The sequence below is a fragment of the Conexibacter sp. S30A1 genome, from assembly GCF_023330665.1.
In the GTDB taxonomy this organism is placed as follows: Bacteria; Actinomycetota; Thermoleophilia; order Solirubrobacterales; family Solirubrobacteraceae; genus Palsa-465.
Genome location: NZ_CP097127.1, coordinates 1,278,236 through 1,297,440, shown reverse-complemented (window position 1 = coordinate 1,297,440; position 19,205 = coordinate 1,278,236). Strand labels below are relative to the sequence as shown.

Annotated in this window: 19 protein-coding genes; 12 read left to right on the top strand and 7 right to left on the bottom strand. The window is 68.0% G+C overall.

The window, feature by feature from the left end; translation table 11 throughout:
* Nucleotides 1-22: 22 nt before the first annotated feature.
* Nucleotides 23-1,069: an IS1595 family transposase gene (locus tag M3M54_RS06445; RefSeq protein ID WP_371878649.1), complete on the bottom strand. Its 1,047-nt coding sequence runs from the start codon at nucleotides 1,067-1,069 to the stop codon at nucleotides 23-25.
* A gap of 605 nt (nucleotides 1,070-1,674) precedes the next feature.
* Between M3M54_RS06445 and M3M54_RS06440 the strand changes: the two genes are divergently transcribed.
* The 4 genes from M3M54_RS06440 (at nucleotide 1,675) to M3M54_RS06425 (ending at nucleotide 5,946) form a co-directional block, all read left to right on the top strand.
* Entirely contained in the window at nucleotides 1,675-2,415 is a 741-nt protein-coding gene (locus M3M54_RS06440) for a type IV toxin-antitoxin system AbiEi family antitoxin domain-containing protein (protein ID WP_249021358.1), read from the top strand.
* Between the two features lie 110 nt (nucleotides 2,416-2,525).
* The gene (locus M3M54_RS06435; protein WP_249021357.1) at nucleotides 2,526-3,311 is read left to right on the top strand and encodes a nucleotidyl transferase AbiEii/AbiGii toxin family protein; all 786 of its coding nucleotides are present in this window, start codon (nucleotides 2,526-2,528) and stop codon (nucleotides 3,309-3,311) included.
* A gap of 153 nt (nucleotides 3,312-3,464) precedes the next feature.
* Nucleotides 3,465-4,916 (top strand): IS66 family transposase, encoded by a 1,452-nt coding sequence (locus M3M54_RS06430; RefSeq protein WP_256465820.1) that lies wholly within the window; start codon nucleotides 3,465-3,467, stop codon nucleotides 4,914-4,916.
* Nucleotides 4,917-5,076: 160 nt separating this feature from the next.
* Nucleotides 5,077-5,946, top strand: coding sequence for a hypothetical protein (locus M3M54_RS06425; protein ID WP_249021356.1), 870 nt, complete (start codon nucleotides 5,077-5,079; stop codon nucleotides 5,944-5,946).
* A gap of 227 nt (nucleotides 5,947-6,173) precedes the next feature.
* Here M3M54_RS06425 and M3M54_RS06420 read toward each other — a convergent pair whose 3' ends face one another.
* Entirely contained in the window at nucleotides 6,174-6,539 is a 366-nt protein-coding gene (locus M3M54_RS06420) for a helix-turn-helix transcriptional regulator (protein ID WP_249021355.1), read from the bottom strand.
* Nucleotides 6,540-6,732: 193 nt separating this feature from the next.
* Between M3M54_RS06420 and M3M54_RS06415 the strand changes: the two genes are divergently transcribed.
* Nucleotides 6,733-7,428 carry a hypothetical protein gene (locus M3M54_RS06415; protein WP_249021354.1) on the top strand — a complete coding sequence of 232 codons (696 nt, stop codon included), beginning with the start codon at nucleotides 6,733-6,735 and terminating at the stop codon, nucleotides 7,426-7,428.
* 4 nt (nucleotides 7,429-7,432) lie between these two features.
* On the top strand, nucleotides 7,433-8,005 hold the full coding sequence (locus tag M3M54_RS06410; protein WP_249021353.1) for a DUF6036 family nucleotidyltransferase: 573 nt from the start codon (nucleotides 7,433-7,435) through the stop codon (nucleotides 8,003-8,005).
* Nucleotides 8,006-8,439: 434 nt separating this feature from the next.
* Here M3M54_RS06410 and M3M54_RS06405 read toward each other — a convergent pair whose 3' ends face one another.
* The 3 genes from M3M54_RS06405 to M3M54_RS06395 form a co-directional block, all read right to left on the bottom strand.
* Nucleotides 8,440-8,739, bottom strand: coding sequence for a type II toxin-antitoxin system PemK/MazF family toxin (locus M3M54_RS06405; RefSeq protein WP_249021352.1), 300 nt, complete (start codon nucleotides 8,737-8,739; stop codon nucleotides 8,440-8,442).
* Nucleotides 8,739-8,969 carry a ribbon-helix-helix domain-containing protein gene (locus M3M54_RS06400; protein ID WP_249021351.1) on the bottom strand — a complete coding sequence of 77 codons (231 nt, stop codon included), beginning with the start codon at nucleotides 8,967-8,969 and terminating at the stop codon, nucleotides 8,739-8,741. Before M3M54_RS06400 ends, M3M54_RS06405 begins: the two co-directional genes overlap by 1 nt.
* A gap of 66 nt (nucleotides 8,970-9,035) precedes the next feature.
* Nucleotides 9,036-9,371: a PIN domain-containing protein gene (locus tag M3M54_RS06395; protein ID WP_249021350.1), complete on the bottom strand. Its 336-nt coding sequence runs from the start codon at nucleotides 9,369-9,371 to the stop codon at nucleotides 9,036-9,038.
* Between the two features lie 71 nt (nucleotides 9,372-9,442).
* Between M3M54_RS06395 and M3M54_RS06390 the strand changes: the two genes are divergently transcribed.
* Nucleotides 9,443-9,604 (top strand): hypothetical protein, encoded by a 162-nt coding sequence (locus M3M54_RS06390; RefSeq protein WP_249021349.1) that lies wholly within the window; start codon nucleotides 9,443-9,445, stop codon nucleotides 9,602-9,604.
* A 69-nt stretch (nucleotides 9,605-9,673) separates the two neighbouring features.
* Here the strand turns inward: M3M54_RS06390 and M3M54_RS06385 are convergent, their stop codons facing one another.
* Nucleotides 9,674-10,348 carry a type II toxin-antitoxin system VapC family toxin gene (locus M3M54_RS06385; RefSeq protein ID WP_249021348.1) on the bottom strand — a complete coding sequence of 225 codons (675 nt, stop codon included), beginning with the start codon at nucleotides 10,346-10,348 and terminating at the stop codon, nucleotides 9,674-9,676.
* Here M3M54_RS06385 and M3M54_RS06380 point away from each other — a divergent pair.
* Nucleotides 10,338-10,550 carry a hypothetical protein gene (locus M3M54_RS06380; RefSeq protein ID WP_249021347.1) on the top strand — a complete coding sequence of 71 codons (213 nt, stop codon included), beginning with the start codon at nucleotides 10,338-10,340 and terminating at the stop codon, nucleotides 10,548-10,550. The genes M3M54_RS06385 and M3M54_RS06380 overlap by 11 nt on opposite strands.
* Nucleotides 10,551-10,704: 154 nt before the next feature.
* On the opposite strand, the gene M3M54_RS06375 is transcribed toward M3M54_RS06380, so the two are convergent.
* Nucleotides 10,705-10,929 carry a type II toxin-antitoxin system Phd/YefM family antitoxin gene (locus M3M54_RS06375; protein ID WP_249021346.1) on the bottom strand — a complete coding sequence of 75 codons (225 nt, stop codon included), beginning with the start codon at nucleotides 10,927-10,929 and terminating at the stop codon, nucleotides 10,705-10,707.
* A 99-nt stretch (nucleotides 10,930-11,028) separates the two neighbouring features.
* On the opposite strand from M3M54_RS06375, the gene M3M54_RS06370 reads away from it, so the two are divergent.
* The 4 genes from M3M54_RS06370 to M3M54_RS06355 are packed head-to-tail and all read left to right on the top strand — an operon-like array spanning nucleotide 11,029 to nucleotide 19,200.
* A complete protein-coding gene (locus M3M54_RS06370; RefSeq protein WP_249021345.1) occupies nucleotides 11,029-12,567 on the top strand; it encodes a TIGR02677 family protein in 1,539 nt (512 codons plus the stop codon).
* Entirely contained in the window at nucleotides 12,564-13,766 is a 1,203-nt protein-coding gene (locus tag M3M54_RS06365) for a TIGR02678 family protein (protein ID WP_249021344.1), read from the top strand. The genes M3M54_RS06370 and M3M54_RS06365 overlap by 4 nt, the downstream gene beginning before the upstream one ends.
* Nucleotides 13,763-17,857, top strand: coding sequence for a TIGR02680 family protein (locus tag M3M54_RS06360; protein ID WP_249021343.1), 4,095 nt, complete (start codon nucleotides 13,763-13,765; stop codon nucleotides 17,855-17,857). Before M3M54_RS06365 ends, M3M54_RS06360 begins: the two co-directional genes overlap by 4 nt.
* Entirely contained in the window at nucleotides 17,830-19,200 is a 1,371-nt protein-coding gene (locus M3M54_RS06355) for a TIGR02679 family protein (protein WP_371878625.1), read from the top strand. Before M3M54_RS06360 ends, M3M54_RS06355 begins: the two co-directional genes overlap by 28 nt.
* Nucleotides 19,201-19,205 lie beyond the last annotated feature (5 nt).

Below are 19,205 nucleotides of genomic sequence, written 5' to 3'. Positions count from 1 at the left end.
AACCTCGCGATTTGCAGGACGTTTAGCGTTCGGGTCGCCATGGGCGGTCGAGCGGGACGCCGGCGAGGCTCGGTGGCCTGACGCGCTTGTCAGCGGGTGGCGGGGTTGGCGACCGTCGTGTGCCCGCGGTGCTGTCGGCGGTGAGGGAGCGGTAGGTGCGGCGTTCGCTCTGCACGGCGTGTTCGAGGAGCCGATAGAACAGCATCCCGCGCGAGCGTGAGTGACGACGGTTGAAGCGGAATGTGAACTCGTCGAGGTAGGCCTGTAGGTGCTCTGGCTTGACGGCGCCCTGATGTGTACCAAGCAGCCAGCGTTTGGCCAGCGCTGCGACACGATGTACGGCTGGCAGCAGCTCGTGGGCTTGCATGCCTGAGGGCCCGACCGGCTCAGGGCGATGCTCATCGTCGCCGCCGCAGGCTGGCCCGTAACTTTTGAGCCCGTCAGTCAGGACGATCGCTCCAGGTTCGACATGGGCCAGCAGGAACTCTCTGATCGCGGCGGTGTCGATCTTCTCGATCACGTGCATGCGACAGCGCCCGATGCCGCGATCGCCTTGCTCCACAGCGATCTCCACGATCGTCTTGCCTGCTGCGCCGCGGCCACGACGACCCGGCGCTGGGGCGCCGAACACCGTTTCGTCGACCTCCACGACACCTCCCAGCCGCTCGCGTCCCGGGCGCACCATCGCTGTCCGGTAGCGGTAAAGCATCGCCCACGCCGTTTGCTCGGACCCGATCGCGAGGGTCCGCTTGAGTCCGAGTGCGGAGATCCCATGCTTCTGGCTGACCATCATCCAGCCCGCCGCGAACCACACCGTCAGCGGCGTACGCGTTCCGTGAAAGATCGTGTTCGCCGTAGCGGACACACGACGACCACAGCGCCCACAGGACCAGCGGCCATCATCGAGCTTCCACGCCTGCTCACCGCGACAGATCGGACAGCGAAACCCCTCAGGCCAGCGCAGCCAGTCGAGATAGTCCAGACAGGCTGCGTCAGTCGGGAACCACGCGCGCAGCGCGGCATCAGAGCCGGGATAGTCCACGCCAACCCGTGGCGAATCGCGAGAGATCGGCCCAGACTACTGCACTGAGATGGAGGACCCGTTTTTCTTTTGATCTCGACCGGTCTGGTGGACAAACACGCCGTGGTTAACACTTTTGGGGCCGTTTGGCGACCTTCGGTTTGTTTCCCCGAACGTTCTGCAGCATGTCCATGAAGCAGAAATGCGTCGAGAAACGGCGGGATCACGACCCATTGACCGCCCATCTTCTTGAGCGGGAAGGTCGGGTTCTTCTTCTTCCAGTTCACGAGAGTCTGGCCGCTCCACGGGAGGGAGCTCGCGGCCTCGGCCAGCGTGTTGATGTCGCGCGGCTCGAGAGGGCGCTCCAGGCGGCAATCAGCAATCTGATCATTGCCGTCGAGCTTGATCAGCACGTCGGGCACTGCACTTGGCAGCCACCGACCGTCTCGCGGAAGTCGCGTCGGCGCGCTCACGTTGCCCATCACGAGTCCGCAGCATGTTTTGCGACGTCGTCTGCGGCGCCGTCATCGCTGAGGGGGTAAGGGTCTAACGACTTGCTGTAGCGCGAAGACCCACGAATGTGGGGGGTAAAGTAGTCATGGACGCGCCAGCCACTTCAAATTCCCCCAGATATGGGGTGTAATGTGGTAGTTATGAGTGAAACTCCTCGAGCACGTGTTGCCTCCGTGGCCGAAGAGCAATGGGGACTCATCACGCGCCGGCAAGCGCGCGAGCTTGGCATCCCAGAGACCACCTGGGAGAGGCTCATTGGCTCCGCACGCGAGCTCCGTCGCGTTGGGTACGGCGTCTACCAGCTCGCTGGTGCTCCCGAGCCTGACCACCTGGGGCTGCGCGCCGCATGGCTGCAGCTCGCACCGGGGATACCAGCTTGGGAACGCGAACCCGGTGACGGGGTCGTCTCCCATCGATCGGCCGCGGAGATGTACGGGCTCGGCCACCTTGCCGCTGACGTCCATGACTTCACGGTTAGCGGCCGGCGGCAGTCGCGACATCGGGACATCAGACTCCACACTCGGCGGCTCGCTGACGACGAGTGGATCCGCCTCAGAGGACTGCCCGTAACGCGCCCCTCGCGGATCGCCTCGGATCTGCTCTACGCGCACGAGGATCCGGAGTCGGTGGCTCACGTCATCGCGGACTCACTTCGCTCGGTGTATGACTATCCCGGGACCTTCGCCGATGCGCTCGCCAGTCATGCACATCGATTCAGACTCCGACGTCACGACGGTCTCGGACTGCTTCGGTGGCTCCTCGATCTGGTCGGCGACGGCGACACGGACTTCTGGGTGAATCAGGCGCGAGCTCACCATGAACGCGCCGCCGACATTGAGCGCGCGCCGAGACCTCGATCTCGCGAAGGTGCTGCGCCGTGAGCGGACGTGGGGCCTACAACACTCCGGGCGATTTCCGCCGGGCTCTCACGGACAAACTCCGGGAGCTGGCAAGTGAGAGTCGATGGGCGCTCCCACAGCTCCAACGACAGATGGCCTACGACCGGCTCCTCGAGCGGCTCTACTTGGTTGACAACGGATGGGTGGTCAAGGGGGCGATAGCTCTGCTTGCTCGTGAGATCGGCGTGCGAGCCTCGAAGGACATAGACGTCTACCGCCAAGGGGAGCGTGAACTGATCGAGGCCGAGCTTCGAGAGGCCGCGAGGTTGGATCTTGGAGATTGGTTCCGCTTCGATGTCGGCGCGACCCAGGCCAGCTCGGATGGCGGTGCCGGCGTCCGGCTGCCGATCGATGCCTATGTCGGTGACAAGGTCTGGGCAAGCTTCCACGTGGACCTTGTCGGCAGCGACCTACCGATGACGGGGCAACCGGAGAACATGCCTCCGCTCGCGCGGGTTGTGATTCCCGATTTCTCTCAACGCGGGTACAGGGTCTATCCCCTCTGTGATCACGTCGCGGACAAGGTCGTCGCGACCTTTGACGGCTACGGCCAGGACAAGCACAATCCTTCCACACGCTTCCGGGATCTGGTTGATCTGGTCGCGATCTCCCTGGCCGCCGCCATAGCTGCCGAGCCGCAGATCAAGGCGCTTGAGTCGGAGGCGTCGCGCAGGAATGTGAATCTGCCAGGACGGTTCGACGTTCCAGACTGGACCCTCTGGGAAACCGGCTACGCCGCCGAGGCTCGCCGCTCGCTGCTCCCCATCGCGCGTGAGCTTGATGAGGCACTGCATGTCGTGCGGCTGTTCCTCGATCCGCTTCTGGACGGAACGGCGCGCGGAACTTGGGACTCCCAACAACGGGTCTGGATCAGTTGAGCTCATAACCCGAAGCTCGCAGGTTCGAAGCCTGCCCCCGCTACTACAGAAGTCCCTGGAAATACGGGGGTTATGGTAGGCGTTCAGTCCCTGGGTTTGCCTGCGTAGGTTTTCATAGCGAGGGTTGGGGAGGCGGGTGGCGAACTTGTTGTCATGGACCAGGCCGAGGCCGAAGCGATCTATGACCGGGGCCGGGAGGCGTGCGTCGAGTTTCTGATGCGGATCGCTGACCGCCAAGTCCGGCTGGAGCAGCGACTCGTAGCGTTGGAGCAGAAGACCGGTCCGAGTTCTCGGACCGGGTCCCAGCCGCCGTCGGCGGACACGCCCAAGACCCGGCAGCAGCGTCGCGCTGAGGCGCGGGAGAAAGCGAAAGAGCTTCAGAAACGGGCCGGTCAGAAACGCGAGGCCGGCGGCCAGCCAGGCCATCGGGGGTCTGGGCGCAAGCTGTTGGATGTGGAGGAGATGTCCGAGATCATTGACCATTACCCGGACCGGTGCTCTGGGTGTGAGCGTGAGTTCAGTGACGCGGAGAAGGTCCCCCGTCACGGCCCCGGACGCCACCAGGTCACAGAACTGCCGGCCACAGCGGTATTTCATGTTGAGCATCGCACTCACCGACTGCGATGCTCGGAGTGTCGGACACGCACTCGAGCGAAGCTTGGGATTGTTGGCGAGTCCGTGTTCGGGCCGGCATTGCAGGCCGTGGTCGTCGCGTTGACGGTCCGTAACCGGATATCGCGGCGGGACATGTCAGAGCTCCTCTCAGAGTTCTTCGGGGTCGATATCTCGGTTGGCGCGATCGATCAGATCTGCCAGCGCGCCTCGACGCTGCTTGACGCGCCGCATGAGCGTTTGATCAAACAGGTGCTGGCTTCTGAGGCGGTCAACGTTGACGAAACGGGCTGGTATCTGAAAGGCGAGAACCGCACGATGTGGACCGCCAGCACTCCCAACGGTGCGGTATTCCGGATTGTTGAGGACCGACACCGGGACCGGCTTGAGGCGCTGCTCGGACCCGAGTTCGCAGGTGTCGTGACATCGGACCGTTGGTGGGCATATGACCTGCTGAGCCCAGAACAACGCCAGGTGTGCTGGTCACACCTGCAGCGTGATTTCAGGTTCCACTCAGAAGGGCTATCGGTCCAGAAAGAGTTCGGGGAAGCGGGTCTGGCGTTGACCGAAGCACTGTTCCGTGCATGGCATGGTTATGTCGATCATCAAGATCGTGACCGACTGATCAGTGACATGACGCCGGTCCAGACCAGGCTACGTGAGCTTCTTGAGCACGCCGCTGATGGCGGCAAACACCATCGGCTTCATCGTCGGTTCGCGAAGAACTTGATCAAGCTCTGGCCCGCGTTGTGGACGTTCGTGACCGTGCCGGGCGTCACGCCGACAAACAATGCGGCCGAACGGTCCCTCCGCGGACCGGTTATCCACCGCAAGCTCTCACACGGCAACCAGTCCGATGACGGCGAGCGGTTCACCGAACGATCCTTGTCAGCGTCGGTGACCTGCCGCCTTCAACACCGGTCGTTGTTGAGCTATCTCAAAGACCTGTTCACCGCCCACCATGCCGGCGGTGCGCTCCCAGCTCTTTTGTGATTCCGACCCCGGAGAACCCGGGAACTGAACGCCTACGGGTTATGAGGGCCTCGGGTGACCGGTGTCCTTTCTGTTTCGGGGGTTTGTCAGACGGATGTCAAACGCACGGGCACGGACTGGGCGGATTCCGCGGGAGCGGGCGACGGCCCACGGTGTGGAGTTGCTCGAGAGGATCTGCGACGGCGAGGGCGCCGCGAAGTGCGTGACTGCCTTCTGCGCGTTCGGCTCGTGGTCCCGTGGGGCGCTTGAGGTCGGGGATGTCGATCTCGATATCGAGTACGACCGCTCTCGCGATCCCGAGACGGCGCGGCAGATGCTGGACCTGCTCGTCGCCGGCCGTGACTGGAACTCGCCGCTGCGCAAGGCATTGAAGCCGCGGCGGGTGCTGCAGGTGTTGTACGAGGAGATCGCTCACATCACGGAGCCGGTCCTGATCTACCAGGACGGCGACGACCTGGAGGCGGCGCTGGCGCGCGTCAACGCCATCAACGCCGATCCGGCCACCGCTCGGGCTGAGCGTGATCCGGTCCACCCTGTGCTTGAGCCGGTCATCGACGCTCTGAGTCGACCGTCGCTGATCCTGCTTGGGGAGTTGCTGACCCACGGCCACATTGGCGTGTCGGTGCTGGACCTCCGGGACGTGGCTCTGAGCGACGTCGAGGATCCCGAGTTCCACAAGTTCCTGGTCGATGCCTGGGCTGAATCGAGCCCGCGGGCCCGGGCGGCGCGGGCCGGCGGGGCGTTCCTGCTGGGCCGCGGGCTTGAGCTGTCCCGTTTGGAGATCCTCGGGCGCCACCCGGGCGGGCCGGCCGACGGCTTGACATGGGCGGTTGAGGCACGGGAAGGCAAGCTCAAGAACTTGGCCCGGGACCTCGGCCATAGGTTTGAGAGCTGGCTGTACGTGGTCCGGCCCGAGCGCAAGCAACCACTCCGCGCGCTCGAGATCACCGCCCCGGCGACGTCGGTGCTACACGACGAGGACTTTGAGATGAACGCGTCGCTTCTGAAGCACGCGCCGCACATCCAATAGATCGGCTCCGCCCGAGGCTGACGAGACTCTCGGCGGCATTGGTGGTTCTCGTCCGGACCGGAGGGCAGATCCTCACAGCGTGGTGTACGCGTCGGGAGGCCAGCTTGATTTTGGCGGTGGTGGTCGCGGTACTGCCAGTTGGCGCGCGCTCATCCGCGACCGCGCGCCAACTGGCAGTCTTTGATGCCCAGACTGAACGGCCCACCCGGACCGGATAGGAATCGCTTTCAGGCGACGGCGGCGAACTCGCGCTCGACTTCGCCGTCAACGGTGCTCTGGAAGCAGAGGATCAGTTCTTCACCCAGGACGGCGGCGATCTTCTGCAGGGTGGCGAGGCTGGGCGTGTGCCTACCGCTTTCAAGCCGGGAGATTGCGGAGTGCGACGTGCCGGCGGCCGTGGCGACCTCCTGCTGAGTCATTCCGAGCTCATACCGGCGCTCACGCAGATGTGCAGCAACGGGGCTCATCTTCCGCAGTTCACGGATGCGGGCGTACTCCTCACCGGCGGCGCGGAACTCCTCGCTGCGCGCTGCTAGTTCGGCGCTGTGTTCTGTGACCGTTCGTCCTACTGGGCTGATCAAGGACTCGCTCATTGGTGGATCTTACCAAGACTGGTAAATCCGCCGATCATGGGGCATCCCGTCCAGCTGGTCGCGGCGGACGTCTGGGCGTGGCGTCCATCCGCGCACGGAAGTCATCAAAGCAGCGAATGCGGGACCGCTGGCCCGTTTGAAAGTTTCCACTTAAGGGTGGTTGCTGGAAACTTTACGCTATGCTCTTTTGGCCATGCGTGGCAGCACACTCCCCCGTAAACGTGAGCTTTTTGAGCAGCTTTTGGCACTGCGTCAGACGGCGCAGCACGTTCCGCTTGACGCGGGGCTTGCGGCCGTGCGTGCGTCGCTTGAGCGCGAGCTAGGGCAAACGGTGTCGATCAGGCTTGCGGGTGAACTGCTCGGTGTCAGTCATACCGCGATCCGGCGGTGGGTATGCAGCGGTGATCTTGCGACTGTGTACGCCCGTTCCGGTCGGCAGGAGATTCCCCTCGGCACGGTGCTTGATTTGTACGAGACGATCAGTGAGGCGCGTGAGGCGGGACGGCGTCATGTGATTGAGCCTGCGATGCGCGAGGCCCGCCAACGGGCGGGTCGGCTCAAGCCCGCCACGCTCCTCAGCGACACCCACAGCGACGGCGGCCATAGCGGCGCGGAGCGGCGGGCGCTGGCGTATCACCGGGTGGTCGCTAAGCGTCTGCGTCGCAAGGACGTGAATGACGCGCAACAGCGTCTGCTCTCGTGGCGTGAGGGCGGGCGGATAGACGCCCGGTACGCTGACGAGTGGGCGCAGTTGCTGGCCCAACCAATGCCCGCGATCCGGCGTGCCCTCAGCGCAGACACACAGCAGATGCGCGACCTGCGGCAGAACAGCCCGTTTGCCGGGATGCTCAGCGACCGTGAGCGCGCCAAGATCATCGCGGAGGTCTAGTCCGGTGCGACGCGCGGACATTGAGCACATTATTGGGGCGGCGGCGAACGTCACCGGGGAGCAAGAGTTCGTCATCATTGGCAGCCAGGCGATCCTCGGGAACCCGGTTGATGATCCTCCGGCCGACCTGCTCGTGTCGATGGAGGCCGACATTTACCCTTACCGCGCGCCGGAGAAAGCGGACCTGATCGACGGGAGTCTTGGGGACGGCTCGCGCTTCCATGAAACGTTCGGGTACTACGCGCACGGCGTTGGGCCGGAGACGGCCAAGGCGCCGGCCGGGTGGGAGAACCGCCTGATCGAAGTGCCCATCGCTCCGCGCCTCGGCTCCAGCACAGAGTCCACCGCACTGTTCTTGGAAATGCACGACATAGTGCTCTCCAAGTGCGTGGCCGGACGCGACCGCGACTGGGACTACGCCCGCGAGGCGATGCGGCACGGCCTGGTGACGCTCGAAGGGTTGCGGGCCGGTATCCCGATGCTGCCGATCCCCGAGCCGGACCAGCAGCGCATCGCGGCGATGCTTGAAGCTCTCGCCAGGCAGGCTGCCGCCCCTGCGGAGCGCCCGCAAGTCTGACGACGCTGGAAGTGCGGTGGCGAGTGCGCACCTGCTGGCCTAGCTGATGCTGTTCATGGTGTGTTGACGGACACACCGGATGGTGATGATCGCGCCGGCGCTCGTACTCGGCGGCTTGAGCGCGGTCGAGGTGACACGACGTTTGGTCCGCTCGTAACGCGAAAGTCACAGTTGAACGTCGGGCGGGTGAAACACGCCTCAAACAGGACAAGCAGCTCGTTCGGCGAAGATGGTCCTGCCTCTCCCGCGCCGGACAGCTCAGGCCATCAAACTCGCAGCCAGCCCGCCGCCGCCAACACGCGGCCGCTCAACCCACAAGAGTGCGAAACCTGAGCCGGAGAGGGTGGACCGACAAACGGGCGCCGTCCAGCGAGACTCGCGGCGACGACGGAATCAGGCCCGCTGCGCGCGCAAGGCGGGTGTCTGTTGTGCTGCTACTCGAGATCGAAGGCGGCGTGAATCGCTTCGGTCAAGGCGGGCTCCTGGTCCTCGAGTAGCAGTCCGATCTGCTCGCCGAGCGTGTGCGCTGGGATCGTTGTGATGTGGTCGCACGCGACGACGCAGTCGTGGTCAAGCCCGTTGCGGGTGCCGAGCTTGACTTCGGTCGATAGCCCTCGGATCGTGCTTGTGATTGGTGCGACCGTCACCGAGTTGAGGTGCGGTCGGACGAGCTCACGGGTGAGCACGAGCACTGGCCGCGATTTGTCGAGCGTTGCGGCGTGGATCGGTCGCATCAGTCTCTGACGCGAACTCCGGCGGCGTACCCCGCAAGCCCTTCGAGTTCGGGATCTGGTCCCGCGGAGGCGAGGATCTCCGCGTCGCGCGTAGCGACCATGCGTCGTCGCTCGCGCTCCAGTGCTCGGGTCACAACCGCGGCCCGGCTTGCTTCTTGTCCGCTTCCCACGACCTCGTCTACGAAGTCAACGAGGTCATCGGGCAGACGAACTGCGATCTGCTTGCTCATACCAGAACGGTACCAGCCCGGGATGCGGCCCTTCCCGGCGGGCCCGCTTACGCCTACGGACGCATATCACGCGCGCTGCCGCCGCTGACCGCTGATGCGCGGGTTGCGCGCATCAGCGGTCAGACGGGGCTCGGGGTGACCTGTGCCGTTGCCTGTGATGCGACCGAGACCATCGTCGTAGGTCAGTAGCTTCGATCCGAGAGCGCGTGCTGTCGCGAGCACGATCGCGTCCGGTGGTCGTAGTCGCCCGTGCGTTGCTCGCAACTGAGCCGCGTGCTCGCCGATCACGGCCGTCAGGGGTGTTACGACGATCCCCATGGCTGCGATCGCTTCGCGGGCGTCGGCTTGACGCATCGCCGCGACCGGGAGTGTGACCTCGTTCTTGGAGGAGACCTTTGCCATCCCTTTACTTTGTAATCGGTAGCGGTAAAGGTAAAGCCCGTCTCGGTTCCTTCGAGCACGAGCCTTTGGTGATGCTCGAGAGCACGCCGGCCGGTGCTCTGTTCCGCAAGCTCACACCGGCCCAGAAGGTCAGGTACGCCAAGCGCACTGGTGAGAACGTATTCTTCGCCTCAGTCGCCGAGATGGATGAGGCGGTTCTGGGGGTCGCGGTCGACGAGCCGGCGGACGAGTAGCCAGCTGCTGTCGCCGAACTGCAAAGCGTCGGCGCGTGTGCTGCGCGAACTTCGGAAGCTGGCGCTCGATCAACGCCGCGCGAAGTTCCGCACTGGCCCGCAAGTGCGGCCCGGCGAGCCGCATCTCGTTTGGCCGCGCGTCGGCACCCACGCTGTTCTCGACGAGCCCGCCGGATAGCGTCGCCGATCACCAGTCAGAAAGCGCCCGCTACGTGAGGCAAGCGCCAGCAGCCAGGCCCAACCGCGGACGGGCCGGTCTCGGTAGACGGTGAGCCCCGGCGATGACCAACGCTGCGCCGCGGCGGCCAGCCGTCGGGCCAGCTCGCTTGGGCGCACACCCAGCCCTGCGGTCAGCAGCGCCGCCTCCAGCGTGACCAGCGTCGCTTTCCGATCGCTGGCTGGCGCCGCGTAGGCGGCGTCGTGGAGCGTCAGCCCATGCGTCTCGGCGAGCTCGGTTGCCAGCCGCATCTGGTGGCGGCTCGAGGCGATCGCCGGGCACACTTCGCTCAGGGCATCCAGCACGACTGCAACTCGTTCGGCAGACGCCTTGGCGTGACCCCGAAGCAACGCGTTTCCCACCTCGCATGGCGTGATATCCAGTACCGCGAGCGCGATCAGCCGCGCCTTATGTGCCTCGATCAGGGCGCGAGACGGATCAACCCGTTCCTCGCCATCGGCGTGGAACCACTTCAGCGCGACGCTGGCGTCGCTAACAACGTCGATCACGCGCGTCGTGGTCGTCACGCTCAACACGGATCAGCTGCGCCGACTCGAAGGCTCCGGCACCAGCCAGCGCCTGGCGTCCGCGCAGGAGCGCTGCATCGATCTTTGCCGGATCCGGCCAACCAAGCTCCCGGCGCGCTGGCTCTTGAAGAAACGCGCGGCGCGTTGTGCCGCGCATGCCGGCCTCGCGATCGACGTGATCGAGCAGCTCGGCTGGGATTGAGATCATGACCTTCGGCATCTGCCGAGTACAGCTCCTGGCAATGCTCACTACGGATCGGGCGTGAGACGGTCCACGGGCGATGGGTGAGTTCGCGCAGCTCTACAGGAACGCTGTGCGGCGGCTCCAAACAGGCCGACGGGCGCCGTTGGGTGCCTCAGACGCCCTCGACCGTTTGCTGCCCAGAAAGCGCCCGCTCGACCCTGCTCCACTGCTCCAGCGAGACGACCACGGCACGCATGCGATTGCGCTGCGTGAGCACGAGCTTCTCGACCTCTCCGTCTTCGAGCGCGGTGAGCATGGAGCCGAGATCGCGCATCGCCTCGCGCACGGTGCGCAGCTCGTCGGGGCGGATGCGGATCGAAGGTGTTTCATCGATCATGGCACCGAAACGTAGACGAGGGTGCGGACGACTGACGACAGAGCGTCGACAGATCCGCGACGCGGTTCCGTCCGCGCACCCTGTCACCGTGTGCGCAGGATGGAGGATCCCGCCCGCTTCAAGCCGTTCTCGTACCTGACGTCGCAGAACGCCGATCTGTACCGCAAGGTGATGCTGACGTTCGTCGCCGCCAAACGCCGGTTCGTTGTGCACCTGCGTGCCGAGGACATCGCGGAGCGGCTGCCTGGTGCGGAGCTGCAGGCGATCGCCGATGCGCTCAAGCAGCTCGTGGCCTGGGGCAATCTGCGAGCCGACCCCGACACGAGCAGGGTGACGAGCGTTGAGGACTTCCACCGCGCCCGCTTCCTCTATCAGCTCACCCATGCCGGTGAGGCAGCCGAGCGGTCTCTGGCGGTGTATGACGAGCAGCTCGGTCGCCGCGGAGCGCTACAGGCGGTCGCGCTCGGGGACATCGCGGCCGGTCTGCGTGCGCTGCGTGCGCTCGCCGCCGAGCACGAACCCGATGTCGGGCGCAGCGGCCTTGTCCTGCGCGACCTCGTCGGCCGCTGTGGCGACCTTGCCGAGAACGCGCAGGCGTTCATGGGCTCGCTGCAGCGCACGATCGATCTCTACGAGCTGGAGGTCGATGCCTTCCTCGCTTACAAGGACCGGCTGATCGACTATCTGGAGCGCTTCATCAAGGGCCTGGCCAGTACCGGTGCCGAGATCGCAGAGCTGCTCGGCGAAATCGGCGAGGCCGACGTCGACCGGCTGCTCAGGCTGGTGGCCGAGCGCGACGCCGAGGATGTCGCGCCCGGCGGTGAGGCCTCGCGCGAGCAGAGCGTCGAGGCCGAGCTCGCCGTCTGGCGCGAGCGGTGGCTCGGCCTGCGGCAGTGGTTCATCTCCGCTCAAGGACACCCCAGCCAGGCGAAGCTGCTGCGCGCGAGCGCGCTGAAGGCGATCCCAGACCTGCTCGGAGTCGTCGCGCTGCTCAACCAGCGTCGCACCGGTCGCTCCGATCGCAACGCCGACTTCCGGGAGCTGGCCGTCTGGTTCGCGCAGGCGCCCAACGAGGTGGCGATGCACAGCCTCTGGCAGGCCAGCTTTGGTCTGAACAGCGCGCGGCACCTGACGATCGACGGCGACAGCGCCCAGGCACGCGAGCAAAGCCCGGTCAGGCCGTCGACACCGTGGCGCGATGCGCCGCGGCTGATGATCAGCCCACGCCTGCGAAGGACGGGCAGCTACGAGCGGCGTGGCAAGCCCAGCCGTGTGATTGACCGCCGCAGCGAACGGCAGTTCCTCGCGGCGCGCGCCGCCGCGGAGGCGGAGCAGACCGCGGCCGCGCGCGCCCGGTTGCTCACCGAGCATCCCATTCGTCTGAGCGAGCTCGACGAATTGGACGCGGATGCGTTTGCGCTGTTCCTGGCCCTGCTCGGGCAGGCGCTATCGGCGCGGCGGCCTGATGAGCCGCAGACCCGCACGGCCAGCGGTGACGGCTCGCTGGAGATCCTGCTCACACCGATCGCCGGTGCCGGCCTGGTTGAGATCCGCACCGACGAGGGGGTTTTCCGCGGGGCCGATCACCTCCTGCACATCGTCGACCTCAACAGTCGCGCGCGGAGGCTCGTCGCGTGAGCGAGCAGCTGAGCGGCGCACTGCAGGAGGCCGATGAGCGTGATCTGCGCCGCGCGGCGCGGGCGCTCCTGCGCCGGCCCCTGCTGCTGGCCCGTGATGACCCCGAGACCTTCCGCGTCGTGCGCCAGCAGGCGACGGCGCTGCGCGACTGGTTTGAGCAGAACACAGGGTGGCGGCTGCACGTCGACGCGGAGGTGGCACGGCTGTTCAAGCGCGCCGGCGTGGCGCCCGAGGGGACGCACCCGGCGCGTGAGCCGCGCTCCGGCCTGGCCTTCGGCCGCCGGCGGTACGTGCTCGTCTGCCTGGCGCTGTCGGTGCTCGAGCGCGCCGATCAGCAGATCACGCTCGGGCGCCTTGCGGAGGGCATCATCGTCGCAGCCAGCGACGAGCGCCTGGCCGCAGCGGGAGTCACGTTCGAGTTGGACGGCCGGGCAGAGCGGGGAGACCTCGTTGCCGTCGTACGGATCCTGCTCGAGCTCGGCGTCTTGGCGCGGGTCGCCGGTGACGAGGAAGCGTTCATGCGCGACGCCGGCGACGTCCTCTACGACGTCGAGCGACGTGTGATGGCGGTCCTGATCAGCGCCGTGCGGGGCCCCTCCACGATCACTGCGGAGAGCTTTGCCGAGCGCCTGGAGGCGCTCGTGGCCGAGAGCGAACCGGCCTCTGCGGAGCTGCGCAACCGGGCCACACGCCAGCGGCTGATGCGATCACTGCTCGACGAGCCCGTCCTCTACTACAACGAGCTCAGCGAGGCTGAGCTTGCCTATCTGAACGCCCAGCGCGCGCTGCTGACAGGACGAGCCGGTGAGCTCACCGGCCTGTTGCCTGAGATCCGTGCTGAGGGGATCGCGATGGTCGACCGTCGTGACGAGCTAACCGACGTGCGCATGCCGGAGATCGGCACCGACGGGCACGTGGCACTCTTGATCAGCGAGGAGCTGGCCGCGCACGACGGCGCGGTCACGATCGGCGAGCTGCGCGCGCTGGTGCGGCGCCTGGCTCAGGAGCACCGCTCCTACTGGCGGGGCGACACGCGCGAGCCTGGCGCCGAGGCGGGCCTGGTCGAGCACGCGCTCGAGCGCCTGGTAGCGCTGCGGCTCGTGCGGCGGGAGGGTGATCACGTGCGGCCGCTGCCGGCACTCGGGCGCTTCGGCCTGGACACACCGACGCTCACACAGGGCCAGGGGACACTCGCATGAGCCTGCCAGAGCCGGCCCGTGAGCGCTGGGCGCCGCTGCGCATCGGCCTCGAGGACCTCTTCTACTACGACCATCAGGAGTTTCACTTCCGCGACGGCCGGCTGCTGCTGCGCGGCAACAACGGGACCGGTAAGTCCAAGGTGCTTGCGCTCACGCTGCCTCTGCTGCTGGACGGCGAGCTCTCGCCCCACCGCGTCGAGCCCGACGCCGACCCGAACAAGCGGATGGAGTGGAACCTGCTGCTCGGCGGGGAGCACCCCAACCCCGAGCGGCTCGGCTACACCTGGATGGAGCTGGGCCGCCGCGGTGATGACGGCCCCGAGTTCTTGACCATCGGCTGCGGATTGAAGGCCGTCTCGGGACGCGGGATCACCGCGCACTGGTTCTTCATCACCGAGCTGCGCGTGGGCGCTCAGCTTTCGCTGGTGGACCACACCGGCGTCGCGCTCAGCGCCGAGCGTCTCGGTGAGGCGCTCGGACAGCGCGGCACCGTGCACCGCCGCAAACGCGACTATCGGCGCGCGATCGACGAGCGGCTGTTCGGCCTTGGCGAGCAGCGCTACGGCGCCCTGATCGACCTGTTGGTCAAGGTCCGCCAGCCGCAGCTCTCAAAGCGGCCCGACGAGCGCAGCCTCTCGGCGGCGCTGACCGACGCGCTGGCGCCGCTTGACCAGGCGCTCCTGCACAACGTCGCCGAGGCGTTTCGCGCGCTCGAGGATGATGCTGCCGAGCTAGAGGCGATGACGGAGGCCCATGAGGCCTCGCAGCGCTACCTGGCGACCTACAGCGCCTACGCCCGCATGGCGACCCGTCGGCGGGCGGCACCGCTGCGCCGGACACAGACGGTTGTTGAGCGCCTCAGCCGTGAGCTGGCTGATGCTGAGCAGGAACATCGCGGCGCCGTCGAAGAGCTGGCCACCGCGCGCGCTGAGCTCGTCACGCTGCGGACCGAGCAGGCCAAGCTGAGTGCCCGGCAGGAGGTGCTTCGCGCCGATCCGCTGATGCGCAGCGCACACGAGCTGCGCCGAGCCCGCGAGGACGCCGAGGCGGCTGAGCGCCAGCGTCAGGAGCTGCAGTCAGCGCTGCAGCGTCTCAGCGACCAGATCGCGGCGCGGCAGGCCCGTGTCAGCGAAGCTAGCGCCGAGCTCTCGGAGGCCACCGCCGCCCGTGAGACGATCAGCCAGCGGGCGCACGCGCATGCGCAGGGCGCCGCCATCGGCGCGCAGTTCGCAGAGGCGATGAGCACACGCGCGCTGAGTGATCTGCCCCGCGTGGTGAGCGAGCTCAGTGCGCGCCAGCACGCCGGGATTCGCCGCGTGGGGACGCTTCTGCGCCGCTGGGAAGAGGCGCAGCGGGCGCTCGTCTCCGCGCGGCACGGCACCGAGCAGCGCGAGCGTGAGCTCGCCGGCGTGGCCGAGCGCCGAGACGAAGCCCAACAGGATCTGCGCGGACGCAGTGACGACTACGCCCGGGACATCCGCGCTCACCTCAACGACTCGACCGAGTTCGCCCTGGCCGATGCGGCGACGGCCCTGGCGGCACTGGACGAGTGGCTTGAGATCCTCGCCGGAGCCAATCCGCTCGACCAGGCGATCCTCGAGGCCGGCCACGCGGCGGTTGGTCGGCTCGAGCGCGAGCAGGCAGAGATCGACGCGCGCACGCGGGAGGTTCGCTCAGCGATCGCGGAGCTTGAGCGCGAATGCGCCGAGCTTGAGTCGGGCGTCCAGCCCGCTCCGTTCGCCCCACCGACACGCGCGGCGGGCGTGCGCAGCGGCAGGCCGGGTGCGCCACTGTGGCAGCTCGTCGACTTCCGCGACGATCTCGATGCCGGCCAGCGGGCCGGCATCGAAGCGGCACTGGAGGCAAGCGGCATCCTCGACGGCTGGGTGACCCCGCAAGGCGAGCTCGTCGACCCGCACACAGAGGACACGCTGCTTGCTGCAACGGGCATCGGCGGGGACGGTCCGCGTCTCGGCGATGTGCTCAGCGCCGCGATTGGCGCCACCGCGCCGGTGGGCGAGCGCGAGGTGCAGCGGCTGCTCGAGTCGATCGGACTTGGCCAGAGCGACCGGACCGTGTGGGTGGCCGCGGATGGCCGCTACCGCAACGGCGCGCTGCGCGGGGCCTGGCACAAGCAGGCGGCGCGGTTCATCGGTCATGGCGCCCGGGAGGCGGCACGCCGCGCCCGGATCGCAGAGCTGCAGGCGGCGCTGGGGCACGCGCGTGCCGGGCTGGCGGAGCTCGAGCGCGAGACGGCGGCCCTGGCGGACCGCCGTGAGCGACTGGGGCGCGAGCTGTCTGACCGTCCTTCGGATGCGGCGGTCCGCGACGCTCATGCGAGGCTCGCGGCCGCGCAAGCCGAGCTGGCGGTGGCCGAACAGGCGCTCGAATCGGCGCGTGCGGCCGAGCTGGCCGCACTGGCGGCGGTGCAGGAGACCCGGGAGACGCTCGTGGCCGACGCTGCCGACCTGGGGCTGCCCGCGGGCGGGGCGGCGCTTGAGGCGCTCACGGGTTCGCTGCGCGAGTTCGAGCTCGCCGCCGCGACGCTCTGGCCGGCCTGCGCGCGGGCCGACCGGGCGCAGGGCGCGCTTGCCCGGTCGAGCGAAGACGTGCAAGAGGCGCAGCAGGGGCTGGTCGAGGCACAGGGCAAACTGGCCGACACCGATCGGCAACTCGCCGCGGCGATCGAGCGCCGCGACACGCTGCAGGCCAGCGCCGGTGCGGCGATCGCGCAGCTCGACCGGCAGCTGCGTGAGGTGGGCGATGCGCTGCGCGCCAACACGGCCGCCCAGGAGGGCATCGAGAGCCGTGTCGGCGAGGCCCAGCGCGCCGAGGGCGCGGCGGACGTGCGCCAGCGCGAGCTGCGCGGCAAGCTCAGCGACGCCACCGACGAGCGGCTCGCTGCGGTCGCCGGACTGCACCGTTTCGCCGAGACCGGGCTTGTTGAGGTCGCCCTCGCAGACATAGAGCTACCGGATGAGTGGAACGTCACCCAGGCCCTGCGACTGGCCCGCGACATCGAGCAGGCGCTCGCCACCGAGCCCGACGAGGAGGGTCGCTGGCTGCGGCTGCAGCGTCAGGTGAGCGACGAGCTCGGGCACCTCGCCGACGCGCTGCGCCGTCACGGTAACGACGCGGCGATGTTCCCGCGCGAAGAGGGCATCGTCGTGGAGGTGAGCTTCCAGGGCCAGACAAAGACGCTGCCCGGTCTGGTGAGCGGGCTGGCCGCCGAGGTCGCGGAGCGCCGCCGACTGCTCGACACGCGTGAGCGGGAGATCCTTGAGAACCACCTGGTGGGCGAGGTCGCAAGCGCGCTGCAGGAGCTGATCGTCGCCGCCGAGCAGCGCGTGCGTGACACCAATGCCGAGCTGGCCGCCCGCCCAACGAGCACCGGCATGCAGCTGCGTCTGCGTTGGATCACCGACCCTGAAGCGCCGGATGGTCTGCGCGACGCGCGCACCCGGCTGCTGCGCCAGAGCACCGACGCGTGGTCAGAGGAAGACCGCGCCGCCGTCGGCGGCTTCCTGCAGCACCAGATCCGCGCGGCCCGTGCCGCCGACGAGGCGGCAACCTGGATCGAGCTGCTCACGCGCGCCTTTGACTACCGCCACTGGCATCGCTTCAGCGTCGAACGCCGTCAGGCCGGCGGCTGGCAGCCTGCGAGCGGCCCGTCCTCGGGCGGTGAGCGCGTGCTCGCCGCCAGCGTGCCGCTGTTCGCGGCCGCGTCCTCCTACTACAGCTCGGCCGGCAACCCCCACGCGCCCCGCCTGGTGATGCTGGATGAGGCGTTCGCCGGCGTCGATGACCGCGCTCGTGCGAAGTGCCTCGGACTGCTCGCCGCCTTCGACCTGGACGTGGTCATGACCAGCGAGCGCGAATGGGGCTGCTACGCGGAGGTGCCCGGGCTGGCCATCGCCCAGCTCTCCCGCATCGACGGGGTCGCCGCCGTGCTCGTCACCCACTGGGAGTGGGACGGCTTTGAACGTACGCGGGCGCCCGAGGCGCCGGAGGCGCCCGGGCCGGCGACCGTGACCATGCTCGCTCCGCCGCAGGGAACGCCGCTGTGGGACAGGTCGACCACGAGCGACTGAGCCGGCTGCTCGGCACCGCCGAGCTCGCGTGGGTGATCGACCGTGCCCGCCGGCGGATGGAGCGCGGCGAACCGCTCGACGGGACCGTGACGCTGGCGAGCGCCAGCGCAGGCGAGCGCGACGCGCTCGCGCGGCTGCTCGGCCGCCAGCCACGCACTGCCCGCGGGCTATCGGTGTCGCTTGGTGACCTCGACGCACTCCTACGGCGCGCGGGTTTGCACGACGGCGGACTTGCCGGGGCGGTGATCACGCTGAGCGGTCCTGTGACCGTCCGCGCGCAGGCGCAGTCCGCGCAGGCGCTTGCGTGGGCGCAGGCGTTTGCGGGGCTCGAGGCGGCGATCGCCGCAAGGACCGGGGCCGCAGGCGGGGCCGAGCTCGCCGAATGGCTCGCGCATGTGCGCTCAAGCGGACTGATCAAACGCCTGGCGGGAGGATCTCCAGCCACCGGCGCGCGGCTGCTCGCGGGCCTTGCGCTGGTGCTCGAGGCGCTTCCGTGCCAGCGGCCGGAGTCACTGCCGGCGTTTGCCGCGCGCGTCCTTGGCCGGGCGCACGCCCTCGACGACGGTGCACCGCTCTCCACGCTCGCGCTCGGCGCTGCGCGGGCGCTGGCCGGCATCGCCGCACCCGGGCTCGGGGAATCCCCATCTGAGGCGCGTCGCGAGGCGTGGGCGGCCGTCGGCGTGCTCTGCGATGAGCTCTCGAGTGTCGTGCTCACGCTGGGACTCCCGGGCGATGGGACCGAGAGCGGCGGCCCGCTGGCCGCCGCTCACGCTGCCGGCGAGCCGCTGTGGCTGACGCTGCGCCAGCTCGTGCGGTCGCCGCCCACCTGGCGAGGGCTGCAGCGCGTGCTGATCGTCGAGAACCCCTCGGTGGTGGCATTCGCCGCCGACCGGTTCGCGCCGGCGTCTGTGCCGTTGGTCTGCACTCATGGCCAGCCGCGCGCGGCGACGATGGTGTTGCTGCGCTCGCTGGCGGCTGCGGGCGTACAGCTGGTGCATCACGGCGACTTTGACTGGCCCGGCATCACGATCGCCAACCTCCTGCAGCGCCGACTGCCGCTGAAGCCGTGGCAGTTCGGCGCCGATGCCTACCGTGAGGCGGTGCTGGCGCACAGGCACACGGCGAGCCTCGTGGGCGCGCCGGTTTTGGCGAGCTGGGACCGGGAGCTGACCGCGACGATGGCTGCCACCGGGCGCCAGGTCGAGGAGGAGCTCGTCGCTCAGGATCTGCTTGACAGCCTGGAGGGCGCATCCAATGAGGCACCCGGTGGACCTGCCGGCGGCCACCCAAGTTCAGGCGATGGCGAACCGCCTTGGCCTGCGAGGCTGGCACCGGCTTGGTAGCGCAG